Origin of the sequence: Sphingobium sp. Leaf26 (assembly GCF_001421665.1) — a bacterium.
GTDB lineage: Bacteria > Pseudomonadota > Alphaproteobacteria > Sphingomonadales > Sphingomonadaceae > Sphingobium.
This window is the reverse complement of sequence record NZ_LMKV01000031.1, coordinates 118578-141806: the sequence shown is the minus strand read 5'-3', so window position 1 is coordinate 141806 and position 23229 is coordinate 118578. Positions and strand designations below refer to the sequence as shown.

Genomic DNA, 23229 nt, shown 5'->3' with positions numbered 1-23229 from the left:
GCCCGAAGGGCCAATAGAGCCTCGGGTCGCGCGAAATTATGTACGAACTAGTTAGTAATAATAATGGGAGGATGGAATGAAGACAGGTTTCACCAATCAGCTTCGCGTCGGCGGATCGCTGGCCGCACTGACGCTGGGCGCCTTTGCCGCGCCGCTCTGGGCGCAGGATCAGGCCGGGCCGGCAGAGGAAGCCGCCACCGCGCTGGCCCCGCCCGCCGCCGACGCGCAGCAGACCGCCGACATCGTCGTGACCGGATCGCTGATCGCTCGCCCGAACAATGTCGCGGTCAGCCCGATCGTCACTGTGTCTGACGAGCTGGTGCAGCAAAGCGGGCAGATCACGCTGGAAGATTCGCTGAACCAGTTGCCCGGCTTCACCCCGTCGGGCAACGCCGGCACCGGTGGTCAGGGGGGCGGTGGGCGCGCCACGCTCAACCTGCGCGGCCTTGGGTCCAACCGCAATCTCGTCCTGCTCGACGGCCGCCGCCTTCCGCTGTCGGACATCAACGGCAATGTCGACATCAACATCCTGCCGGAATCCATCATCGGATCGGTGGACGTCATCACCGGTGGCGCATCGGCGATCTACGGGTCGGACGCGATGTCGGGCGTGGTCAATTTCAAGACCGACAAATATTTCGACGGCATCCGCGCCGACATCCAGAACGGCAACAGCTTCCGCGGCGACTATAACAAGTTCAATGCCTCGCTGGCGCTGGGCACGAAATTCGCCGACGATCGCGGCCGCCTGATGCTGGCGCTCAGCTATGGCCAGCGCGATCCGCTTTCGGGTTCGCAGCGTGACTTCTTCGCCGACAAGGTGCCGTCCTCCTTCATTGGCACCGGCGCCTTCGTCCCCAATGCGCTGAACCTGCCGAACCAAGCGGTGCTCAATGGCCTGTTCGCCAGCTATGGCGCGACCAGCGCGATCAATCCGACGCTGAACCTTGGCTTCAACAATGACGGTTCGCTCTTCGCCCAGACCGGGGCGATCAATTACAAGGGGCCGACCGACGGCGCCTATGCCGTGGTCGGCGGCAATGTCCGCATGCCGGTCGGCCCGCAGCTTCAGATTCTCAACGCCTTCGAACGCAAGTCGGCCTTTGCCAAGGGTGAGTTCGACCTGACGGAATCCCTGACCGCCTATGGCCAGTTCTTCTATGTCGATTCCACCGTCACCACGGAAAGCGGCAGCAGCCTGACGCAGTTTGCGCCCTTCACCACCATTCCGGTCACCAATCCCTTCATCCCGACCGACCTGCGCACGCTGCTGGCCTCTCGCGGCGATCCGACGGCACCCTTCCGCTGGAGCGGCCGCTATGTCGGTGTCGGCGACAAGGGCTGGGAGGAGAATTACCGGGTCCAGCAATATCTGGGTGGCCTGAAAGGCACGATCGCCGGGTCGTGGAAGTTTGACGGCTTCGTCTCCTATGACGAGACGGTCCACAACCAGTCGATGTTCAATGCGGTGCTGAAATCGCGTGTCCAGACCCTGCTCAATGCGGCCGATGGCGGTGCTTCGCTCTGCGCCGGCGGTTTCAATCCCTTCGGCATCACCAACGCCACTAGCCTGTCGCGCGAATGCCAGCAATATATCACCGCGACCGTCCAAAATCGCGAACGGCTGACCCAGACGCAGGTGCAGGGTCAGGTCAATGGTCCGCTGTTCGATCTGCCCGCCGGCCCGGTCCAGCTTGCCCTGCTCGCCGGCTATCGGAAGAATACGTATAAATATGACCCCAGCCCCGATCTGGTGTCGAACAATATCGAGGCCGTCGTCGGCTCCAACCCGGCGCAGGGTGAGATCAGCGTCAAGGAGTTCGCCGCGCAGATCGACGTGCCTTTGCTGTCTGACACGCCCTTCTTCCATGAACTCGGTGTCGGCGCCGCCTTCCGCTATTCGGATTACAACACGACCGGCAGCGTGAAGAGCTACGAATTCGACGCTCGCTGGCAACCGGTGGATGCGCTGCTGATCCGTGGCAGTTACCAGCGTGCGGTGCGCGCGCCCAATATCGGCGAACTCTTCTCGCCGGTGACGGGATCGCAGCTCGCCATCGGTACGCCGCCCGCCGCCATCGGCGATCCGTGCGACGTCCGCTCCTCGGCCCGGACCGGGGCCAATGGCGCTCAGGTGCGTGATCTCTGCCTGGCGCAGGGCATTCCGGCCGCCGCGATCGACGCCTATCAATTCGCCACCACCGCCACCGGCGGCAATATCCAGGGCAACAGCGCGTTGACCCCGGAAAAGGCGAATACCTTCAATGTCGGCTTCGTTCTCAATCCCAAATTTTCGTCACCCTGGCTGTCGGGCTTCTCCTTCTCGGTCGACTATTACAACATCAAGATCCGTAACGTCATTTCGACCATCAATGGCCTGACCGTCCTGGCCAAATGCTATAATCTGGATGGATCGAACAGCAGTTACTCCAACAGCAACGAATTCTGCCAACTGGTCCAGCGCGATCCGACAGGTCAGCTCGTCGCCATTGCCCAGCCCTATCTGAACCTTGGCGCGCTCGATACGGACGGCGTCGATGTACAGGTCAACTGGTCGCTGAAACTGTCGGAGGCCGGCATCGGTGACGGTTCGGGCAAAATCTACGCCTCGTCCGCCATCGGCTGGCTGAACCATTACAAGGTTCAGACTTTGCCCGGCTCTGCATCGCAGGACTTCGTCGGCACCAGCACGCCGGGACGCCCGCTGCCCAAGTGGAAGGCGCTGACGACCGTCGGCTACAGTTCCGACGTCTTCGGCATCGGCCTGCGCTGGCGCTACCAGGGCAAGCTGCGCGACATCAGCGCGATCACGACGCCGGCGGCGGAACAGGTCGGGGTGAAGCCCTATAATCTGTTCGATGTCTTCTCTACGCTCGACATCAACGACAATATGCAGTTGCGCGGTGGCATCACCAACCTGTTCGACAAGGCCATCCCCTTCGTCGCCAGTTCGCAGAACGGCACGGATGCGGGCACTTACGACATGGTGGGCCGCTCCTTCTATGTCGGCGCGAAGTTCAAATTCTGATCTCTCCGCCTGCTCCGCCGCCCGGCTCATCGGGCGGCGGGGACATTTTCTCCCAATCGGATGATTCCACATTGACCCAGCCTCGCTCCGTTCCCGCCCGCTATCTGACCGGCCTGATCGGGCGGGATATCCAGGCATCCCTGACGCCGCGCCTGCATGAAAGCGAAGCGGATGCGCAGGGCGTGCGCCTGATCTACCGCCTGTTCGATTTTGCGGCGGATGGCATGGACGGCAAAGACCTGCCGCGCCTGCTCGACGCGCTGCAACTGGCCCGCTTCGCAGGCGTCAACGTCACCCACCCCTACAAACAGGCGGTGATCGCCCATCTGGATGAACTGTCACCACAGGCGGCGCAGATCGGGTCGGTCAACACCGTCGTCTTCCGCGATGGCCGGCGGATCGGCTATAATACGGACGTCACCGGCTTTGCCGAAAATCTCCGCTCCGGCCTGCCGCTGGGCGCCGCCACCGACCGCGTGGTGCAGATGGGCGCGGGCGGGGCAGGGGCGGCGACGGCCCATGCATTGATGGGCCTGGGCGTCGCGCAACTCACCCTGTTCGATCCCGACGACAATCGCGCAACAGCGCTTTGCGATGCGCTGTGCGCCGTCCATGGCGCTGGCCGTGCGATCGTGGGGCAGGATTTGGGCACGGCGATCGGCTGGGCTGACGGCATCGTCAATGCTACCCCCATGGGCATGGCGGTCCATCCCGGATCGGCCATCCCTCGTGCGTTGCTCGACCCCCGGCGGTGGGTCACGGACATCGTCTATTTCCCGCTGGAAACCCAGTTGCTGCGGGAAGCGCGGGAAGCCGGCTGCACCACGCTCGACGGAAGCGGCATGACCATCTTTCAGGCGGTCGGCGCTTTCCACCATTTTACCGGCCTGATCGCCGATCCCGTGCGCATGCGGGCCAATTTCCACGCCGCGCTGCAAGGTTGAAGACAGAAGGAGAGGCCTGCCATGACCCTGCCATTCGGCATTGCCACCGTATCGCTGAGCGGGACGCTGGAAGAAAAATTGCGCGCCGCCGCCGCCGCCGGCTTCGACGGGATAGAGATTTTCGAGAATGACCTGATCGCTTCACCGCTGCGTCCGCGCGAAGTGCGGGCGATGCTGGACGATCTTGGCCTGTCCTGCATGCTCTACCAGCCGTTTCGTGATTTTGAGGGCATGCCCGGCGCCATGCGCCAGCGCGCCTTCGACCGGGCGGCGGCGAAATTCGACCTGATGGGCGACCTCGGCGCCCGCCACATCCTCGTCTGCTCCAACTGTTCACCCCATGCGCTGGGGGAGCGCAACCGCATCGTCGCGGACTTCCAGCAACTGGGCGAACTGGCCGCCAGCTACGATATCATCGTGGGATATGAAGCGCTTGCCTGGGGTCGTCATGTCTTCGACCATCGGGACGCCTGGTCGATCGTGGAGGCGGTCGACCATCCCCATGTCGGCATCATCCTCGACAGTTTCCATTCCTTGTCGCGTAACATTCCCAGCGACAGCATCCGCGCCATTCCGGGCGAAAAGATCGCATTCGTGCAATTGGCCGACGCGCCGAAACTGGACATGGACCTGCTCTACTGGAGCCGCCACTTCCGCAATTTTCCGGGGCAGGGTGGCTTGCCGGTGGAAGACTATGTCGCCGAGATACTGGCGACAGGCTATACCGGGCCACTCTCGCTCGAAATCTTCAACGACCGTTTCCGTGGATGGTCCGCCGACCTGATCGCGGCTGACGGGTTGCGTTCGCTGCGCCATGTCGAGGATGCGGCGCTGCGCCTGCTGGACCGGCCCGCCGCTACGCCAGCGCCGCCGGCCTATGCGCGCCCCGAATTCGTGGAATTTGCGGTCGACGACGGGGATGTCGCCGCGCTGGAGGAGATGTTCGGCTCGCTCTGTTTCGTGCGTACCGGCCTTCACCCGACCAAGGCGGTCAGCCGCTGGCAGGCGGGATCGGTCAATCTGGTCATCAACGCTCAGCCAAAGGGCTTTGGCCATGACTTCCGGGTCGCCCATGGTCCGTCCATCTGTGCTGTCGGATTGGTGGTCCCGGATCGCGATGCGGTCGCCACGCGCGCGGATCATCTTGGCATTGCCGCGGCGGATGATCGTGACGCACCGGGCAACCTCGCTTTCCCTGCCCTGCGCGGTATTGGCGGAAGTCTGGTCTATCTGATCGGTGAAGACGAAGTCGACGCCATGTGGGACCGTGAGTTCCGCCCGACCGGTGCCATGGTGGACGCGGCACCGCTCAGTATCGACCATCTCGCCGCCGTCGTGCGGATCGAGGAATATCTGTCCTGGCAGCTCTATTGGCGCTCGCTGTTCGGCTTGCAGCAAAGTTTCCAGGCGGATGTGATCGACCCGTCGGGACTGGTGCTCAGCCAGCCGCTGCAATCGGCGGACGGGGCGCTGCGCATCACCCTCAACGCTTCCGAAGCGGTCGGTACGCTGTCGTCGCGCTTTGTCGAACATAATGTCGGCGGCGGTTATCAGCATATTGCGCTCGCCAGCCCCGACCTGCTGGCGCGTGCCGCCGATATGGTACGCGGCGGTGCGGAAATCCTGCCGATCCCTGCCAATTATCATGATGATGTCGCGGCGCGTTTCGGCCTTGACGAGCAACGGCGCGAAGCACTGGCGGGGGCGCACATCTTCTATGATGCGGACGGTACCGGCGGCGACTATCTCCAACTCTACAGCCGTGCCTTCCACAAGCGCTTCTTCTTCGAATTTGTCGAGCGCCACGGTTATGAAGGCTATGGCGCGCCCAATGCCAGCATTCGGCTGGCGTCGCAGGAACGTTATAAGCTGGCCGCCACCGATCCGGCCTGACGGGCACCGCACCGTGCGTGGGTGCGGCGCCTGCATTCGATCAGGATGCGGCACTGGCCTTCGCTGCCTTGATACCCAGCTTCTTGCGCGGTGCCTTCGTCGCGGCGGGTGCCATGTCGGCGCTTTTGGCCTTGGCCGGTTCCGCAGCAACCGGCGCGGACTTTGCCGGCGTTGCGGCCTTGGGCTTGCGCGCGGCTGTTTTCGCGGCGGGCTTGGCTGCCGGCGCTTCGCTCACGGCCGGCACGCTGGCAGTCGGGGCAGCAGCGGGTTTGGCACTGGTTTTTTTCCGGGAAGTGGTGGCGGGCTTTGTCGCCTTGTCGGTGCTGGCCTCCGGCGCGGAAGCCTTGGCCTCGGCAACCGGAGCGGCGGCGGATGCAGCCGCGATGCGCGCCTGCGTACCGCGCTGGCCCAGGCCCAGCTTCTGCGCCACGGCGCGGCGCTGGTCGGAATAGGCCTGCGCCACCATTGGATAGGTTTCGGGCAGGCCATAACGGGCACGATAATCGGCCGGGGTCAGACCATGCGTTGCCAGGTGCCGTTTCAGCGTCTTGTACGGCCGTCCATCGATCAGGCTCAATATATGGTCGCGCGAGGCGATGCTCTTGCGCACGCTGACCGCAGGGACATGTTCGACCGTTTCCGGTTCGGCTGGTGCAGTTTCGGCGATCAATGCAGCGCGCGTCGATTGAATCAATGTGGCCAGATCTTCACTGGCGACTATGTTGTTGGCGACATAAGCGCTCAGCAACTGGACGGTCAGGCTCGTATAATCGGGCTGTTCGGCGTCGGCCATGATAATATCCTATCCAGACAAAATGGCCCAGCATTGTGCGTCCTTATCGAATGGGCCAGCGCTTCTTGTGCCGTGATCTCGGCCAGTTGTCAAAGTGGCGTCGAGAGAGGTTTTTCGGACTATTCGTGGCATAGACATCCGGGTGATGATTGCTGCATCGCAACGATTGCTGCATGTCATCAATTGTCGTGCCGGACGACCGCAGTCTGCAAGGATGCAGGATAGAAGAAAGGGGCGGAATAGTGTCGAGAGCGGACGGCAACCGCCATGTCGCCGTCCACCTTCCGTCCCGATCAGGCCGGACTGGTCGAACCGCCTACAGCCTTGACCAGTGCTATGCTGGCACGCATTCGCGAAATTTCCGCGCTCAGCAAAGCGCTCTGGGCATCGAGAGCATCGGTCTGGGCTGTGACGACTTCCAGATAGTCGGACGCACCATCGCGATAGCGGGTGAGGGCCAGGTCACTGGTTCGCTGCGCGGCCTGCGCCGCGTCGCGCTGGTCAACGAGTTGGACCGACAGGTGCCGTAGCGCGGCAATCCCGTCCTCCACCTCGCGAAAGGCGCCGAGCACGGTCGCGCGATAGCTGGCCGCCTGTTCCTCATATTCGGCGCGCGACAATTTGACCTGCGCCTTGCGTCGGCCGCCATCGAACAGGGTAAGCGCGGCGGCAAGCGGGCCGAGGCCCCAGACATTGTTGGGCGCCGTCAGCAACTGGCCATGGGTCGTCTGCCAGCCACCGCTCAGTCCCAGCGTCAGCGACGGGAAATAGGCCGCGCGCGCCACGCCGATGCGGGCGTTCATGGCGAACATCCGCCGCTCCGCAGCCGCCACGTCCGGCCGCCGCTGCAACAGGGTAGAGGGCGCACCGGCCGGCACATCGGGCGCGCCGAGTGGCTGCACCTTTGGCGCGATCGAGAAATTGGAGGCGACCGTCCCGGTCAGTGCCGCCAGTTCATGCTCGGTCGCCGCCCGTTCGTTGGCGACCGCCGACATCCGCGACTTGGCATTGCTCAGTGTCGTGCGCGCTCGGTTGACGTCGATGCCCGATGCGATACCGCCTTCATGGCGCGTGTCTGTCAGTCGATAAGCGCGATCGAACGCCTCGACCGTCCGGCGGAGCAGGTCCGCCTGCGCGTCCAGGCCCCGCAGCCGTGCATAGGCATCGGCCACCGACGCCTGGAGGCTGAGCCGTGCGGCAGCGAGATCGGCTTCGCTCGCTTGCGCGTCGGCCCGCGCGGCGTTCACGCTGTTGCGGACGCGGCCCCACAGGTCCAGTTCATAGTCCAGCGCCGCACCGACCGAATAGTCATTATAGGTTCGTGGGGCGCCATTGCCCTGGAAGCGATTGCCCGATACGCGCTGGCGACTGCCATCGACGCCGACATTGATGGTCGGGATCAGGTCCGACGTTTCGACCCGCGCCACCGCGCGCGCCTGATCGTAACGGGCCAGCGCTGCCGCCAGCGTCGGGCTGGCCGCTTCCGCCCGTGCTTCCAGATCGTCGAGCACCGGGTCGCCGAACATGCTCCACCACGGCCCGCGTGGCGCGGCGTCCATCGGCTTCGCTTGGGTCCAGCCTGCCATTTCCTTGTAGATTTCCGGCGCGGCGATCTGCGGCGGTTGATAGGCCGGGGCCATCGAACAGGCGCCCAACAGGCCAAGGCTCAGACCGGTCAGCGCGCGCCGTACCCGCTTACCCCGCATGCGCCGTCCCCTTGCCGCCTGACGCCACGCTCACCCTATCGCCGGACTGGATCGAATCCGGCGGGGAATCGATCACCTTGTCGCCCGGCTTGATGCCGCCCGATACCAGCACGGTCGCGCCCTCGTCACGGCTGATGGTGACGGCGCGCACGGTCACGCGATTGTCGCGGCCTACCAGCGCCACGGTCGGGCCGTCATTGCCATAGAGGATGGCGCTGCCCGGCAGGGACATCCCATTGCCACCGCCTTGGCCGACATTGAAGCTGACCTGCGCGAACGCGCCCGGCTTCAATGCCCGATCGGGATTGTCGGCCTGCAACTGTACCAGCACCGCGCCCGATTGCGCATCGACTGCGCCGGCGCTGCTGGTCAGCCTGGCGGTGAAGGTGCGGCCGGGATATTCGGGAAGGGTCAGCGTGGCGGCCATGCCCGGCGTCACCTGCGCCGAATAGCCTTGCGGCACGCGGACATAGATGCGCACGCGATGCACGTCGGACACCGTGAACAGGGGCTGCGACGCGGCATTGCCGGCCACCACCAGCGCACCGATCTGCGCCGAGCGGCTGGTCACGACGCCGTCGAACGGCGCCGCCAGCCGGGTAAAGCCCTGCAAGGCGCGCAGGCGCTTCACATTGGCCAGCGCGGCGTTGGTGACGGCCGATCGCGCGGCCAGGTCGCCATTTTTCTCGTCCGATTCCTGTTTCGACACCGCATCCTTGGCCAGCATCATGGCCCAGCGTTTGGCGGTCGTGCCGGCCAGTCGCTGCTGCGCCAGTGCGGTCTGGTAATCGGCCTGCGCAGCCGCCAGTTGCTGGTCGATTTCCGGCGCGTCCAGCACGGCGAGCGACTGGCCGGCACGCACATTGTCGCCGATATCGGCCAGCCAACGGCTGACATAGCCGTTGGTCCGGGCATAGATGGCGGCGCTGTTATAGGCCTGAACATTGCCCGGCAGCACCAGCGCGCCGCCCTTCGCATCCTGTTTCGGCGACACCAGCGCGACGGAAGGAATGGCGGCCTTTTCCGCGGTGCCGCGCAGTTCGTTGGTCGCGCTGATCCGAGTCGCCATGCCGATGCCCACGACGGCGATGGCGATCACGGCGGCGCCGATCCCGATGCGCTTGAGCGTTCGGCTGTCCGGGCCGGTGACGGATTGATTCTGTTCCGGGATGATATCAGACATGGCTGGGCTGCATTTCCATCTGGGGGTCGGCGGCCTTGTGGCGGCGGTGGGCGAAACTGAAGATGACGGGGACGAAGAAGAGGGTGGCGATGGTCGCGCAGATCAGGCCGCCGATCACTGCCCGGCCCAGCGGCGCATTCTGCTCGCCGCCTTCGCCCAGTCCCAGCGCCATCGGACCCATGCCGATGATCATCGCCAGCGCGGTCATCAGCACCGGGCGGAAGCGGACCATGCCGGCTTCCATCGCGGCGGCGGTGGCATCGCCCAGCTCGGCCAGCTTCTCCCGCGCGAAGCTGACAACCAGGATCGAGTTGGCGGTGGCGACGCCCATGCACATGATCGCACCGGTCAGGGCTGGAACGGACAAAGTGGTGCCGGTCACGAACAGCATCCATACGATGCCGGCCAGCGCAGCGGGCAAGGCGGTGATGATGACGAACGGGTCAACCCAGCTCTGGAAATTGACGACGATCAGCAGGTAGATCAGCACGATCGCGCCCGCCAGACCGAAGCCCAGGCCAGAAAAGGCAGTGTTCATGGTCGCATATTGACCACGCATGGTGATGGTCGCGCCCTTTGGCTCTTCCTTCTCCAGCGACTTGATGGCGGCATTGATGTCGCCCGCCACCGCGCCCAGGTCACGACCCTGCACCGTGGCATAGATATCCAGCACCGGCGCGATATTATAGTGCGACACCACCGGCACCGTGTTCGACCGCTCGATCGTAGCAAGGCCGCCGAGCGGCTGCACCGCGCCATTGGCGCTGGCGGCTGCCGACACCGGCACGTTCGACAGGTCGCTGATCGACCCCATCAGATATTCGGGCGCCTGCGCCACCACCGGATAGGAAACGCCGCTCTTGGGATCGACGAAGAAGACCGGCGCGGTCTGCGCGGTGCCCGCCAGCGAACTGGCAAGGCTGGTCGTCACGTCCCGTTCGGTCAGGCCATATTGGCCCGCCCGGCTGCGATCGACATCGACGTTAAGCTGCGGCGACCGGCCCGGCTGTTGGATCCGTGCGTCGGCCAGACCGGGGATGGTCGCGACCTTGGCCAGCAGCTTCTGCGCATAGGCGCGGTTGGCCGCCGCATTCTTGCCCGCAATCTGGATGTCGATCGGGGCGGGCGCGCCGAAATTCAGGATCTGGCTGGTAATGTCGGCCGGCAGGAACGCGAAGGTCGTGCCGGGGAAGCGACGGGGCAATTCCTCGCGCAATTTGCCGACGATCTCGTCGGTCGGGCGATGGCCGTGCTTCAGCGCGATCATCATGTCGCCGTCCTGCGGACCGATCGTGCCACTATTGTTATAGACGGTGTTGATGGAGCTGACCGGCAGGCCGATATTGTCGGTGATGGCGCCCAGTTCCTGCGCCGGCACCATATCCTTCACCGCGCTGGCGATCCGCTCGAAGCGGGCGGCGGTATCCTCGATACGGCTGCCCACCGGCACGCGGACATGCATGGCGATCTGGCCCGAATCCACCGCCGGGAAGAAGTTGCTGCCCAGCATCGGCAACAGGGCGAAGGACAGGATGACGATCCCCATGAAGCCCAGCAGGAAGGGTTTGCGCGCATTCAGCGCTCCGCGCAGCAAGCTGACATAGTTGCTGCGGACCTTTTCGAATTGCCGTTCGAAGCCGCGCTGAAACCGAACCAGCGGGTTCCGCGACATGGCGCTGCCCGCCATATGTGCATCGCCATGCTCCACATGGGGTTTCAGCAGATACATGGCCATGGTCGGCACCAGCGTCCGCGACAGGATGAAGGAGGCGATCATCGCGAACACGACAGAGAGCGCCATCGGCACGAACAGGAAGCCAGCGACCCCCGGCAGGAAGAACATCGGCACGAACACGATACAGATGCACAGCAGCGATACGAAAGCCGGCGTCACGATCTGCGCCGCGCCGTCCAGGATGGATTCCACCACCCCCTTGCCCTGTTCCAGATGCCAGTTGATATTTTCGATCGTCACCGTGGCATCATCGACCAGGATGCCGACCGCCAGCGCCAGCCCGCCCAGCGTCATGACGTTCAGCGTCTGGCCGAACATCGCCAGCGCCGCCACCGCCGCGAGGATGGCAAGCGGTATGGACAGCGCGATGATGACGGTCGACCGCCAGCTTCCCAAAAATAGCAGGATCATCAGCGACGTCAGCGCCGCAGCCAGCGCGCCTTCATGGATCACGCCCTCGACCGCCGCCTTCACGAACAGCGACTGGTCGCCGATCACCAGGATCTTCAGGCTATCGGGCAATGTCTCGCTGATCTTGGGCAGCGTGTCCTTCACGCCGTCCACGATCGCCAGCGTCGACGTCGCGCCGTTCTTCAGCGCGGTCAGCAGCACCGACCGGCGGCCTTCCACATGGACCACATTGGTCTGCGGGCCGTTGCCGTCGCGGACATAGGCGATGTCGCGCATATAGATGGTGGCACCGTTCACCACCTTCACAGGTAGATCGTTCAGGGCCTCGATCGTACCCGGCGCATTGTTCAGCCGCACGCTATATTGCGTCGCGCCGATCTTCACGAAACCGGCCGGATTGATCTGGTTCTGCGCGGCGATCGCGGTCCCGACATCCTGCGCGGTCAGCCCCTTGGACTGGAGCGCGACCGGATTGAGGTCGATCTGAATCTGTCGCTGCTTGCCGCCCGACGGGAAGGGCATGGCAAGGCCCGGAATGGTCACGAGCTGCGGCCGGACCTGGTTCTGGCCGAGGTCGAACAATTGCTGTTCCGACAGGCCCTGCCCCGACAGCGCCAGTTGCAGGATCGGCACGGTCGACGCGCTGTAGTTCAGGATGAGCGGCGGGGTGACGCCTGGCGGCATCTGGCGCAGCACCGTCTGCGACACCGACGTCACCTGCGCGGTGGCGGTGCGGATGTCGGCGCCGGGCTGGAAGTAGATTTTCACGATGCCGATGCCCTGCATCGACTGGCTTTCGATATGTTCGATATCGTTGACCGTCGTGGTCAGCACCCGCTCATAGGGGGTGACGATCCGGTTGCTCATATCCTCCGGCGGCAGGCCTGAATATTGCCAGGCCACGGCGATGACCGGGATACGGATATTGGGGAAGATATCGACCGGGGTGCGCACCGCCGCCATGATCCCGACGATCGCGATCAGGATCGCCATCACGATGAAGGTCAACGGCCGATGCAGCGCAACCTTGACGATACCGATCAAACCAGGACTCCCGCACTCGTCACGCCGGCCAGAACCGCCGGTCGTGCATATCCGCCTCTCCGTTTAACCAGGGCCGCACGGGGAACAACGCATACAGGCGGTCGAACCGCCATGTCCTGCGTCATGCTGTGCGAAGGCATCTATTATGGTTTCAAAACGCCACCCTTGAAGCGGCCTATGGGCAGTTGTCTATTTCGTGTCCAATATCTAGTAAAGCATGATTGATATTTATGGCGACCTGATCTTATGGACTTGCGGCACCTGCGTTATTTCCTCTGCGTGGCGGAGGAATTGCATTTCGGCCGGGCGGCCCGTCGCTTGGGCATGTCGCAGCCACCACTCAGCCAACAGATCCGCGCGCTGGAGGATGAACTGGGCGCGCGCCTGTTCGACCGGACCAGCCGCCGCGTCGCCCTGACGGAGGCGGGCCGGCTGTTCCTGCCCGAGGCGCGCAAGACATTGGCACAGGCGGATCACGCGGCGCAGGTCGCGCGACGGACCCAGAACGGCCATCTCGGCCGGCTCGCGCTCGGCTTTACCGCCTCTGCCCCCTTCGTGCCGCAGATCGCCGACGCGCTCTATGATTTCCGCCAGGGCTTTCCCCATGTCGACCTGCGCGTGCAGGAATTGGGGCGTGACGATCAGATCGCGTTGATCGAACGGGGGGATTTGGACATCGGCATCATTCGTGGCGTCGCGCCGCCGACCGTGCCCGATGGACTCAGCGCCACATGGTTGCTGGAGGAGGATATGTTGCTCGCCATGCGACAGGATCATGATCTCGCCCGGCGCGAGGCGGATCCGTCCATCGCCGATCTCGCCGGTGTTCCCTTCGTCCTTTACGCCACCACCAGCAGCACGGACTTCAACGACCATTTCTTCGCCCTGTGCGAACAGGCCGGCTTCCGCCCCAGCATCGCGCTGGAGGTCGGCAGTTTCGCTACCCTGCTAGGCTTAGTCGCAGCTGGCTTTGGCGCCACCATATTGTCGCGCTCGCTCTCGCGTCTTCATGTCGACAAGGTGATATTGCGCCCGCTCGTCCCGGCCTTTCGCACCCGGCTGTGGATGATACACAAGAGCGAGCTTCCGCCGACCGCGCGTGCCTTTCAGGATGCGATCCGGCGGTCAGGCGCGGGGCCGTCCGTTCCGATGGCCTGAAACAGCAGGCATGCGTCAACCGATCCCGTGCAATCGGCGGGGATAGCGGGTGATACCCAGTTCCGGCCGCAGTCGCGCCTCGATCTCCGGCGGCAGCGCGCCGAACAGGATCGTGCGCGCGTCGGCAATCTCCAGCATCTGCGCCATGATCGGTCCGCAATTGCGCATATGCGCCAGCATCGCATCGGCATCGCGATAGACGTCCAGCGCCACGCAATTGCCATCCGCGTCGAAGAACCATTCATAGCCGAACGTGCCGGGATCGAGGGTGCTAGCCTGATCATAGGCCTGCCGCGCCAGATCGCGAAACCGTTCGGCCTGACCCCCATGCGGCCGGAACCAGGCGAGCGCGCAGAGCCGTTCGTCGCCCGGTGGCGGAACGCGATGCGGCGCCGGATCGGTCATCCGGCCGAAGGCTAGCGGTCCCAAATAGTCCGCGCGACCCAGCTTCTGCCGCATTCGATCCTGTACCGCATCTGGCACCTGCCCGGCGAAACTGATCGACAGGTCGGCATGGGCCATGACCTCCGCCACCCGGCCATTCTGCATCTTTCCATGCAGCGCCAGCGCGGCCGGATCGTCATAGACCTCAATGACATAGGCCTGCCGCCCGTCGGCACTCAAATACCATTCATAATATTGTGTGCCGGTGATGTCGGGCAGGATGGCATCGTGGCAGGCGCGCGCCGCCGCCTCAAATGCGGCGGTATCGCCGTCGTGAATGGCAATCGGCACGAAGCCGTAGATTTTCTCCATCTTCTACTCCCCTTCAGATTGCCGTGCCGCCATCGACGGGCAAAGCGACACCGTTGATGAAACTCGCCTCCTCCGACGCCAGCCATAGCACCGCGCCCGCCACCTCCTGCGGCAGGCCGGGTCGCTGCATCGGGATTCTCGCGGTCAGCATCGCCAGTTTGGCCTCCGCGCCGGCAAAGCCCGCTTCGACCAGATCGGTCATCACAAGACCGGGACAGACGGCATTGACGCGAATGCCCCGCGCCGCATTTTCCAGCGCCACGCATTTGGTCATGCCCAGCACCGCATGCTTGCTGCCATAATAGGCGCTGCATCCCGGACTGCCGCGCAGCCCCGCCACCGATCCGCAATTGACGATGGCGCCGCCGCCGGACGCCAGGATGGCGGGCACCTGATATTTCATCGCCAGCCATGTGCCGGTGACGTTGATCGCCATCACCTGTTCGAACATGACAAGGTCGGCATCCTCCACGAACAGGTTCACCGTGCCGGTGATGCCGGCATTATTATAGGCGACATGTAGGGCGCCGAAGGTTTCGACCGTCCTGGCCACCATCGCCGCGACCGATTCGGGCTGCGTGATATCCGCCTGCACGAAACCGGCCGTGCCGCCGGCCTCGCGGATCGCCGAGACGCCTTCCTCACCCTCCGCCACGCGCCGCCCGGCGATCATCACCTTCGCGCCTTCCGTCGCAAAGGCCTGCGCCGTCGCCAAACCGATCCCCGATGTACCGCCCACGACCAGCGCGACGCGCCCGTCAAACCGCTTTGCCATATATCCTCTCCACGATCCGATTTAAGGTAACGATACGGATTGCAAAATAAGTTCGCAAGATTATCATACACAGACAATCAAAATTTGGGGAGGGCACATGGCCAGCGATTTCACGTCCATCATCTATGCAGAGCAGGACCATGTGGCGACGCTGACGCTCAATCGCCCCGATGTGCTGAATTCCATGGACGAGGTGATGACCGGCGAAATCGTGTCGGTGATCGAAAGGCTGCGCCGTCCCGGCAAGCTGCGCGCGCTCGTTATCGCGTCCACTGGTCGCTGCTTTTCGGCCGGCGGCAATTTCGACGAGATTCATCGCCTGATCGAGGATTATGACGCGCGCATGGACGCCTATGACAATGGGCGCCGGGTGATCCATGGCATGGCGGAAATCGCCGTTCCGGTGATCGTCGCACTGCAAGGCGATGTCTATGGCCTCGGCACGTCGCTGGCGCTGTCGGCGGACATCATCGTCGCATCACGCAATGTCAGGATCGGCGATCCGCATGTGAAGGTCGGTCTGGTCGCGGGCGATGGCGGCACGCTGGTCTGGCCGGCTGCCTTCGGCCTGCTCAAGTCCAAGCGTCATCTGCTGACCGGCGACCCGATCGGCGCAGAGGAAGCGCATAGTCTTGGCGCGATCAGCGAACTGGTGGACGAGCCGGAACAGGCACTGCCACTGGCGCAGCAACTGGCGGCGAAGGTCGCCGCGCTGCCGCCGCTCGCGGTCCAATATACCAAGCGCGCGCTCAACCACAGCATGCAGCGCGCCGCGCTCGACCATTTCGAATTCGCCATGGCGCTGGAACAATATGCCATGACCAGCGAGGATCTGAAGGAAGCCCTCGCCGCGCTCAAGGAGAAGCGCCAGGCCAGCTTCAACAATCGCTGAACCCATGCACCCGCGCGATTACAGACAGGACAGCCGCCCCGCGATCATCATGGCGGGCAGCGGGCAGGCGGTCAGCTTCGCCGAACTGGACGAGCGCGCCAATCGCGTCGCGCACCTGCTGCGCGCGCGCGGGTTGCGACCGGGCGACCGCGTTGCCCTCTGGATCGACAACAGCCCCCATTATCATGAGATCGCCTGGGGCGCCTATAATGCCGGCCTGCTCTTCGTCCCCATCAGCACGCGGCTCAAGGCGGATGAGGCCGCCTATATCGTCCGCGACAGCGGGGCCACGCTGCTGTTCGCATCGCCCTCGGTCGATCATGACGGCATTGCCACGCTGCTCGGCGCCGACGTCGAACTGCTCCTCCTCGGCGACAGCTACGATCGCGCCATCGCGCCGCTGCCTGCCACGCCGATCCCGGATGAAACGCGCGGCAGCGCCATGGTCTATTCCGCCGGCACGACCGGGCGTCCCAAGGGGATCACGCCCCATCTGATCCCCGCACCGATCGGGGCGCCGCACCCGCTCACCGCCACGCTGGTCGATCTGTTCCAACTGGATCGCGACACCGTCTATCTGTCGCCCGCGCCGCTTTATCATACCGCGCCGCTCAAATGGACGATGGCGGTGCAGCAGGCCGGCGGCACGGCCATCATCATGGAGACATTCGACGCCGCCGCAGCCCTGCGTGCGCTTCAAACCTATCGCGTCACCCATAGTCAGTGGGTCGCCACCATGTTCGTGCGCATGCTGCAACTGGACCCCGATCAGCGCCGTTTCGATGACAGCGCCCACCGCTTCGCCATCCACAGCGCCGCGCCCTGCCCGGTACCGGTCAAGGACGCGATGATGGATTGGTGGGGACCGATCCTTCACGAATATTATGGCGGCTCCGAATCCGTCGGGCAGACCGCGATCGGCCCGCAGGAATGGCTGCAAAGGAAAGGGTCGGTCGGGCGGGCCACGCGCGGCATCCTGCATATCGTAGACGATGACGGGCGCGAACTCGGTGCCGGGCAGACCGGCCTCGTCATGTTCGAAGGCTGCGGTGGCTTCGCCTATCACAATGATCCGGACAAGACTGGCCGCGCCTATGACGCGCGCGGCTGGGCGACGTTCGGCGATATCGGGCATGTCGATGCGGACGGCTATCTCTTCCTCACCGACCGGCGCGACTATGTCATCAATGCGGGCGGCGTGAACATCTACCCGCAGGAAACGGAAAACCTGCTCAGTACCCATCCCGCCGTACAGGACGTCGCCGTCTTCGGCATTCCCAACCCCGAATATGGCGAAGAAGTGAAGGCGGTCGTCCAGCCGCGCGATCTCGCCTTGGTCGGTCCGGCGCTGGCCGATGAACTCATCGGCTGGTGCCGCGAACGGCTCGCCACCAACAAATGCCCGCGCAGCATCGACTTCGAAGCCGACATGCCGCGCGAACCCACCGGCAAGTTGCTGAAACGCCTGTTGAAGGCGCGCTACTGGCCGGCGTCATCAGGAGAAGCGCATGTCAGAGCCTGAACTGCTCACGCACATCGACGGGGGCATCGCCCGCATCATCTTCAATCGTCCTGCCGCCCGCAACGCGCTGACGTCGGCCATGGTCGAGGGCATGATCGCCTTCCTGCGGGAGTGCGAGCGGCGCGACGATGTGCGCGTGATCCTGCTGACGGGGGCAGGCGATCATTTCATGGCCGGCGGCGACGTGAAGGCCTTCGCGCGCAGTGCCGATATCGTGCCCGAAGAGCGCGGTGCCCTGTTCGAAACGCTGGCTCTCGACACGCTGCCGCTTTTCGCCCTGCTGGAGCGGATGCCAAAGCCGATCGTCGCCAAGGTGCGTGGCGCCTGCGCAGGGGCCAGCATCGGCTATGTCGCGGCGGCCGACTTCGCGATCATTTCCGACACCGCCCTTTTCATGGTGGCCAATGCCGGGATCGGCACCAGCCCGGACGGCGCGACCAGTTGGCACCTGCCGCGCATCGTCGGCATGCGCAAGGCGAAGCAGATGTGCCTGCTGGGCGATCGGCTGAGCGCGCAGGAGGCGCTGGATTGCGGCCTTGCCACCTGGCTGCATCCCGATGCTGAACTGGACATGGCGACGGAGGCGCTGCTTCGTCGCCTTGCCGCCGCGCCGACCGTGGCGCTGGGGCAGGCCCGGCTCTTGCTCAACGCCGCGTCGGGCAACGCCCTGACCGATCAACTGGCGCTGGAGGGGCGGGCCGCCGGCCTGTGCGCCGCCACGCAGGATTTCGCGGAGGGCGTCACCACCTTCACTGAAAAGCGCGCCCCCAATTTCAAAGGACGATGACATGACAGGCTTGCTGGACGGGATCAGGATACTGGACGTCACCCGCTTCGTCGCGGGGCCGGCTGCCACGGTGCTGATGGCGGATCTGGGCGCGGACGTGATCCGCATCGAAACCCCCGGCGGCGCGGAGGACCGGAGCACCTTGCCCTTCAAGGACGGGTTCCATGGCGGCGTCGGCTTCACCCAATTGGGTCGTAACAAGCGAGGCCTTTCGCTCGACCTGTCGAAGGAAGAGGGGCGGGCGGTGTTCGATCGCCTGCTGCCGACCGCCGATATCGTCGTCGCCAACCTGCCTCGCCGGACGGCCGCATCGCTTGGCCTGGACTATGAGCGGATGGCGGCGATCAAGCCCGACATCATCTTCGTCCATATGACGACCTTCGGCAATGACGGTCCCTATGCCGATCGGCTGGGCTTCGATGCGATCGCGCAGGTGATGAGCGGCCTCACCCATATCAGCGGCGATCCCGGCAAGCCGATGAAGCACAACTCGGCCTGGGTCGACATGAGCACCGGCTTCCTCGCCGCGTTCGGGGCGATGGCGGCGCTGCACCATCGCGACCGCACGGGGGAGGGCCAGAAGGTCGAAACCAACCTGCTCCAGACCGCGCTGACCGTCGGCAATTATTTCCTGTTCGACCAATATTGCAACCAGACCAACCGGGTCGGCACCGGCAACCGCGCGCAGTCGGGTGGCCCGGCGGACCTCATTCAGACGAAGGATGGCTGGGTCTATATGGTGGCGCTGGGCGACCCCATGTTCCGCCGTTTCATGCGCATGATCGGGCGGGAGGATCTGGTGGACGACCCGCGCTTCGCCAATGACGAACTGCGTGCCGAAAATGGCGCGGTCTTGAGCGCCATCGTGACCGACTGGGCACGGCAATATGGCAATGCCGAAATCCTGCCGATCCTGGAGGTCAACCGCATTCCCGCCGGTCCATTGCTGACGCCGCAGGAGGCGCTGGACGATCCCCATGTGCGGGACCAGTTTCTGGTCGAAGTACCGGTGGAGGGGCTGGCCAGGCCGCTTCCTTATGTGAAGCCGCCCGTCACCTTCAGCAAGACGCCGGGCGAAATCCGCAAGGGACCGCCGCGCCCCGGCGAGGATGGCGACGCGGTTCTGGCGGAGGCTGGGTTTGCGCCGGAGGAAATTGCCGGCCTGCGCGCCGCCGGGGTGATTTAGAGCGGGATGACGTGAGGTTGAATCGTCATTGCTTCGCCGCGCTCGCAATGACGGTGTGGGTCAACGCAAAGTCACCGCAGTCTAGCGGAGGCTGCGCAGTCCGGCCCGGACCTCTTCCACGAAGGTCGCGGGCTGTTCGAAGGCGGCGAAATGCCCGCCTCTGGCCGCGCGGTTCCAGTAAATGATGTCGGAAAAGACCCGCTCCGCCCAGCGGCGCGGCGGGCGGCGCATTTCCGCCGGGAAGATGCTGCACGCCACCGGCAGGTCGATCGGCGCATTGCCGAAGGCACTGCGAAAACTTTCCCAATAGAGCCGCGCGGAGGACGCCGCGCTGTCGGTCAGCCAGTAGAGCATGATCGTGTCGAGCATCGCATCACGATCCAGCGCCTGTTCCGGATCGCCATCATGGTCGGTCCATGCCTGGAATTTCTCGTAGATCCACGCCGCTTGCCCGACCGGCGAGTCCGCCAGCGCATAGCCCAATGTCTGCGGCCGCGTGCTCTGCTGGGTGGAATAGCCCAGTCCGGTCTGCTTGTGCGCTTCGGCCACGTCGCGAGCCTCCTGCGCCTCCGCGTCGGTGAAATCCTCGTCCGGCGGCGGGAAGCAGACCACCATGTTGAGATGGATTCCGACCAGTCCCGGTACTCGCTGCACCGCCATCGCCCGCGTGATCGCCGATCCCCAGTCGCCGCCTTGCGCGACGTAGCGATCATAGCCCAGCCGCTGCATCAGCGTGCCCCAGGCGCGCGCGATCCGCTCCACCGTCCAGCCGGTCGCGATAGGCTTATCGGATAATCCATAACCAGGCAGTGATGGAATGACGATGTGGAAGGCATCCTCCGCTCGGCCGCCATGACGGGTAGGATCGGTCAATGGTCCGATCACCTCCAGAAATTCCAGGAACGTGCCGGGCCAGCCGTGGCTCAAGATCATCGGCATGGCGTCTGGATGCGGCGACCGGATATGCAGAAAATGGATGCCGAGGCCGTCTATCGCCGTGCGATAATTGGGCCAGCCATTGACGGCCGCCTCGCATCGCCGCCAGTCATAGGCGCCCCGCCAATGGTCGACCAGCACGCGCATCCGCGCCAGCGGCACACCCTGCGACCAGTCGTCCACCGTCTCCCGGTCCGGCCAGCGTATCCGTGCCAGTCGGGCCGCCAGATCGTCCAGCGCGGCTTGCGGCACGTCGAGGGTGAAGGGCAGGATGGCATTGCCCTGCGCAGCGTCGAGCGGCGGCGGATAGATGCTCATGCCCCCAGCCGATCCAGCAGGTCGCCGAGACGAAACAGCGCCTGTCGCCGATGCCAGCGCGCCATGCCGAACCGGACATCGTCAAAATGCCCTTCCTCCAGATTGCGCACCGCCTTGTGTCCCATCACGCCCAGCCGCAACTGGCCCCAGAGCAAATAGAAATCCAGTTGCTCCTGCGGTGGCAGCCAGCCGCCGGCATCCGCATAGGCTTTCAGGAAATCGCCGAAGCTGCCCATGCTTTGCGCCGCATACCAGAGATAGGCGAGGTCCGCCGCCGGCGTTCCGACATGAGCGAACTCCCAGTCCAGCACCGCTGCCACCCGGTCGCCTTCGACCAACATGTTGTTATAGTTGAAGTCGTCATGGGTCAGCGCCGCCGGGCCATAGGCCTGCGCGCGATGCCGGTCGATCCAGTCGAAACAGGCATCCATGACCGCATTGCCTGCGCCCAGAGCGTGCCAGTCCGCGCGATATTCCAAGAATTGCGCGTCGAAAAAGGCGTCGCCCTGCGGCTGGTCGGCGCGGGGCCAGTCGGTCACCGGGACGGCATGAATCCTCGCCATGCAGCCGGCGGTATCGGCCAGCAATGCTGCATTGGGACCGGGCGGGACATAGATGCTGCCTACCGGCGCCCCGGATGCGCGAGCGAAGACGATGAAGGGATCGCCGATCACCGTGCCGCTCGGTTCCAGTACGAAGGGCTGGGGAATGCGCGCCCCATGATCCCATAGCAGGCGCAGCGGCCCCCATTCGTCGATCACCGTCGTGCCCAGATAATTATTGGCAGTGCGATCGACCCGCAGGGCGAGGTCGGCCGGCAATGTCTTCGCACCGTCCAGCGTCACCAGCACCGTCTTTTTCGACATGCCACGCGATACCGTCTGTGCCGATCGCACGGTGATGTCGCCTTCGTGCGGTATCGCCCGATTGAGGAAGTCGGCCAGCGCGGCGCGATCGAGCGCCTCATCGGTCGAGCCAGGCTTTCGGCTGCCTCTTTCGCTGTTCGCTACCTGCTCGAAAGTGCGCTGATAGGCCATCTCGTCCGCGACCGACCCGCGCGGCAGTATCAGCGCCTCCTGCGTGATGATGTCGCCCAGCAGCATGGCGATGGCATCCTTGGCCGCCGCGTCGGCGTCCAGCCGTCCGACGGCGTCGCGGACCAGCCGCAACTGATTGGCGGTGCCGATGCTCATGAATAAGGCCCTCCCAAGGTTGAACTGCGGCCGATTTCCACCAGCCCTTCGCCCCGCTCGCCGGTTTCGATCAGGCGCAACGGGCAGAAATTCTCGACTATGTGGAAACTCGCCTTGCCGGTCGGCGCTTCGGACACCAGCGGCACATGGGCGAACCGGCCTGCTATGTCGCTTTCGATCGTATAGCGCGCGCCGAACACATCCTCGACTTCATGGATCAGTCTGGCGCACAGGCCATCGGCCATCTCGCCTTCCGTCCGCACCTCGATCCGCCGCAGCGCGCGCGGACCATCGCTGTCCACGACATAGCCTTCCTTGGCGACGAATCCGGGCCGGTGGGTGGTGGAAATGGTCTTGATGCCGAAGCTGCGGCCGGGGAAATTCAGCCCGCACCAATTGTGGGTCAGCCCCCCGGAATCGGACCGCATCACCCAGCTATGGTCGCGATAGCCGCTGCCGCCGATCGCCCGCTCCTGGCCGTCGGCAAAGCGGATGCGCCCTTGTGCGTCCAGCGCCTGCTGCTGGTGATTATAGGGCAGGTTGAGGCCCAGCGTCATCACCTCCTGAAAGGAGGGCGCGGGGTTGCCGACGGTCCGGCAGGCGGCATAATCGAACGTTGCCCGCCGCGCAGTGAAGGCCAGCGTCAGGTCGACCTCGTCGGTCTTCAGCGCCAGTTCGAACCGGCGATGCGGCTCGGCGAAATGGAGCGACAGCGCGCCATCGCCGATCCGTCGCTGATGCTCGAAATCGGTGGGGAAGGGGGTAATATTGGCATAGCGGATCGACTGTCCCGCCACTTCCAGATTGGCGGTGTAGCGCGCCCGGTCATGGCCCGGTTCATGATTGAGGTGAAAGACGCCGAAGGCGTCGCTTTCCGGCGCGATCAGGATGAAGAAATAATTCTCCTTGTAGCGCAGTTGCGCAAAAGCCGGGACGGGGTGGGGCAGGTCGTCATGGATGCTTGTCATG

17 protein-coding genes are annotated in these 23229 nt (G+C 64.4%); 8 read left to right on the top strand and 9 right to left on the bottom strand.

Annotated features, from left to right (window positions below; all coding sequences use genetic code 11):
• Window positions 1-76 precede the first annotated feature (76 nt).
• From ASE85_RS20205 to ASE85_RS20195, 3 genes are all read left to right on the top strand, one after another.
• The gene (locus tag ASE85_RS20205; RefSeq protein WP_056693018.1) at window positions 77-3028 is read left to right on the top strand and encodes a TonB-dependent receptor domain-containing protein; all 2952 of its coding nucleotides are present in this window, start codon (window positions 77-79) and stop codon (window positions 3026-3028) included.
• A 71-nt stretch (window positions 3029-3099) separates the two neighbouring features.
• Entirely contained in the window at window positions 3100-3972 is an 873-nt protein-coding gene (locus ASE85_RS20200) for a shikimate dehydrogenase (protein ID WP_056693014.1), read from the top strand.
• Between the two features lie 21 nt (window positions 3973-3993).
• The gene (locus tag ASE85_RS20195) at window positions 3994-5865 is read left to right on the top strand and encodes a bifunctional sugar phosphate isomerase/epimerase/4-hydroxyphenylpyruvate dioxygenase family protein (RefSeq protein WP_056693010.1); all 1872 of its coding nucleotides are present in this window, start codon (window positions 3994-3996) and stop codon (window positions 5863-5865) included.
• Between the two features lie 40 nt (window positions 5866-5905).
• On the opposite strand, the gene ASE85_RS20190 is transcribed toward ASE85_RS20195, so the two are convergent.
• The 4 genes from ASE85_RS20190 to ASE85_RS20175 form a co-directional block, all read right to left on the bottom strand.
• The gene (locus ASE85_RS20190; protein WP_056693008.1) at window positions 5906-6658 is read right to left on the bottom strand and encodes a MucR family transcriptional regulator; all 753 of its coding nucleotides are present in this window, start codon (window positions 6656-6658) and stop codon (window positions 5906-5908) included.
• A 293-nt stretch (window positions 6659-6951) separates the two neighbouring features.
• Entirely contained in the window at window positions 6952-8364 is a 1413-nt protein-coding gene (locus ASE85_RS20185; protein WP_056693005.1) for an efflux transporter outer membrane subunit, read from the bottom strand.
• Window positions 8354-9547, bottom strand: coding sequence for an efflux RND transporter periplasmic adaptor subunit (locus ASE85_RS20180; protein WP_056693001.1), 1194 nt, complete (start codon window positions 9545-9547; stop codon window positions 8354-8356). Before ASE85_RS20180 ends, ASE85_RS20185 begins: the two co-directional genes overlap by 11 nt.
• Window positions 9540-12737, bottom strand: a complete 3198-nt coding sequence (locus ASE85_RS20175; RefSeq protein WP_056692998.1) for an efflux RND transporter permease subunit — start codon at window positions 12735-12737, stop codon at window positions 9540-9542. Before ASE85_RS20175 ends, ASE85_RS20180 begins: the two co-directional genes overlap by 8 nt.
• 246 nt (window positions 12738-12983) lie before the next feature.
• Here ASE85_RS20175 and ASE85_RS20170 point away from each other — a divergent pair, with 246 nt between their 5' ends.
• Entirely contained in the window at window positions 12984-13895 is a 912-nt protein-coding gene (locus tag ASE85_RS20170) for a LysR substrate-binding domain-containing protein (protein WP_056692995.1), read from the top strand.
• A 15-nt stretch (window positions 13896-13910) separates the two neighbouring features.
• Here ASE85_RS20170 and ASE85_RS20165 read toward each other — a convergent pair whose 3' ends face one another.
• Together ASE85_RS20165 and ASE85_RS20160 are read right to left on the bottom strand one after the other, a co-directional pair.
• On the bottom strand, window positions 13911-14651 hold the full coding sequence (locus ASE85_RS20165; RefSeq protein WP_056692993.1) for an antibiotic biosynthesis monooxygenase: 741 nt from the start codon (window positions 14649-14651) through the stop codon (window positions 13911-13913).
• Between the two features lie 13 nt (window positions 14652-14664).
• The gene (locus tag ASE85_RS20160; RefSeq protein WP_056692990.1) at window positions 14665-15426 is read right to left on the bottom strand and encodes a glucose 1-dehydrogenase; all 762 of its coding nucleotides are present in this window, start codon (window positions 15424-15426) and stop codon (window positions 14665-14667) included.
• A 97-nt stretch (window positions 15427-15523) separates the two neighbouring features.
• Here ASE85_RS20160 and ASE85_RS20155 point away from each other — a divergent pair, with 97 nt between their 5' ends.
• From ASE85_RS20155 to ASE85_RS20140, 4 genes are read left to right on the top strand one after another with little or no spacing between them, the layout of a single operon-like run.
• Window positions 15524-16318 (top strand): enoyl-CoA hydratase/isomerase family protein, encoded by a 795-nt coding sequence (locus tag ASE85_RS20155; protein ID WP_056692987.1) that lies wholly within the window; start codon window positions 15524-15526, stop codon window positions 16316-16318.
• 4 nt (window positions 16319-16322) lie between these two features.
• Complete coding sequence (locus ASE85_RS20150) at window positions 16323-17840, top strand: acyl-CoA synthetase (protein WP_156358440.1); 1518 nt, start codon at window positions 16323-16325, stop codon at window positions 17838-17840.
• A complete protein-coding gene (locus ASE85_RS20145) occupies window positions 17827-18627 on the top strand; it encodes an enoyl-CoA hydratase/isomerase family protein (RefSeq protein WP_056692981.1) in 801 nt (266 codons plus the stop codon). Before ASE85_RS20150 ends, ASE85_RS20145 begins: the two co-directional genes overlap by 14 nt.
• Before the next feature lies 1 nt (window position 18628).
• Window positions 18629-19813, top strand: a complete 1185-nt coding sequence (locus ASE85_RS20140; RefSeq protein ID WP_056692979.1) for a CaiB/BaiF CoA transferase family protein — start codon at window positions 18629-18631, stop codon at window positions 19811-19813.
• An 81-nt stretch (window positions 19814-19894) separates the two neighbouring features.
• Here ASE85_RS20140 and ASE85_RS20135 read toward each other — a convergent pair whose 3' ends face one another.
• From ASE85_RS20135 to ASE85_RS20125, 3 genes are read right to left on the bottom strand one after another with little or no spacing between them, the layout of a single operon-like run.
• The gene (locus ASE85_RS20135) at window positions 19895-21067 is read right to left on the bottom strand and encodes an epoxide hydrolase family protein (RefSeq protein ID WP_056692976.1); all 1173 of its coding nucleotides are present in this window, start codon (window positions 21065-21067) and stop codon (window positions 19895-19897) included.
• Window positions 21064-22260, bottom strand: coding sequence for a phosphotransferase family protein (locus tag ASE85_RS20130; protein ID WP_056692974.1), 1197 nt, complete (start codon window positions 22258-22260; stop codon window positions 21064-21066). The genes ASE85_RS20135 and ASE85_RS20130 overlap by 4 nt, the downstream gene beginning before the upstream one ends.
• Window positions 22257-23228: a hypothetical protein gene (locus tag ASE85_RS20125; RefSeq protein ID WP_056692971.1), complete on the bottom strand. Its 972-nt coding sequence runs from the start codon at window positions 23226-23228 to the stop codon at window positions 22257-22259. The genes ASE85_RS20130 and ASE85_RS20125 overlap by 4 nt, the downstream gene beginning before the upstream one ends.
• Between the last annotated feature and the right edge of the window lies 1 nt (window position 23229).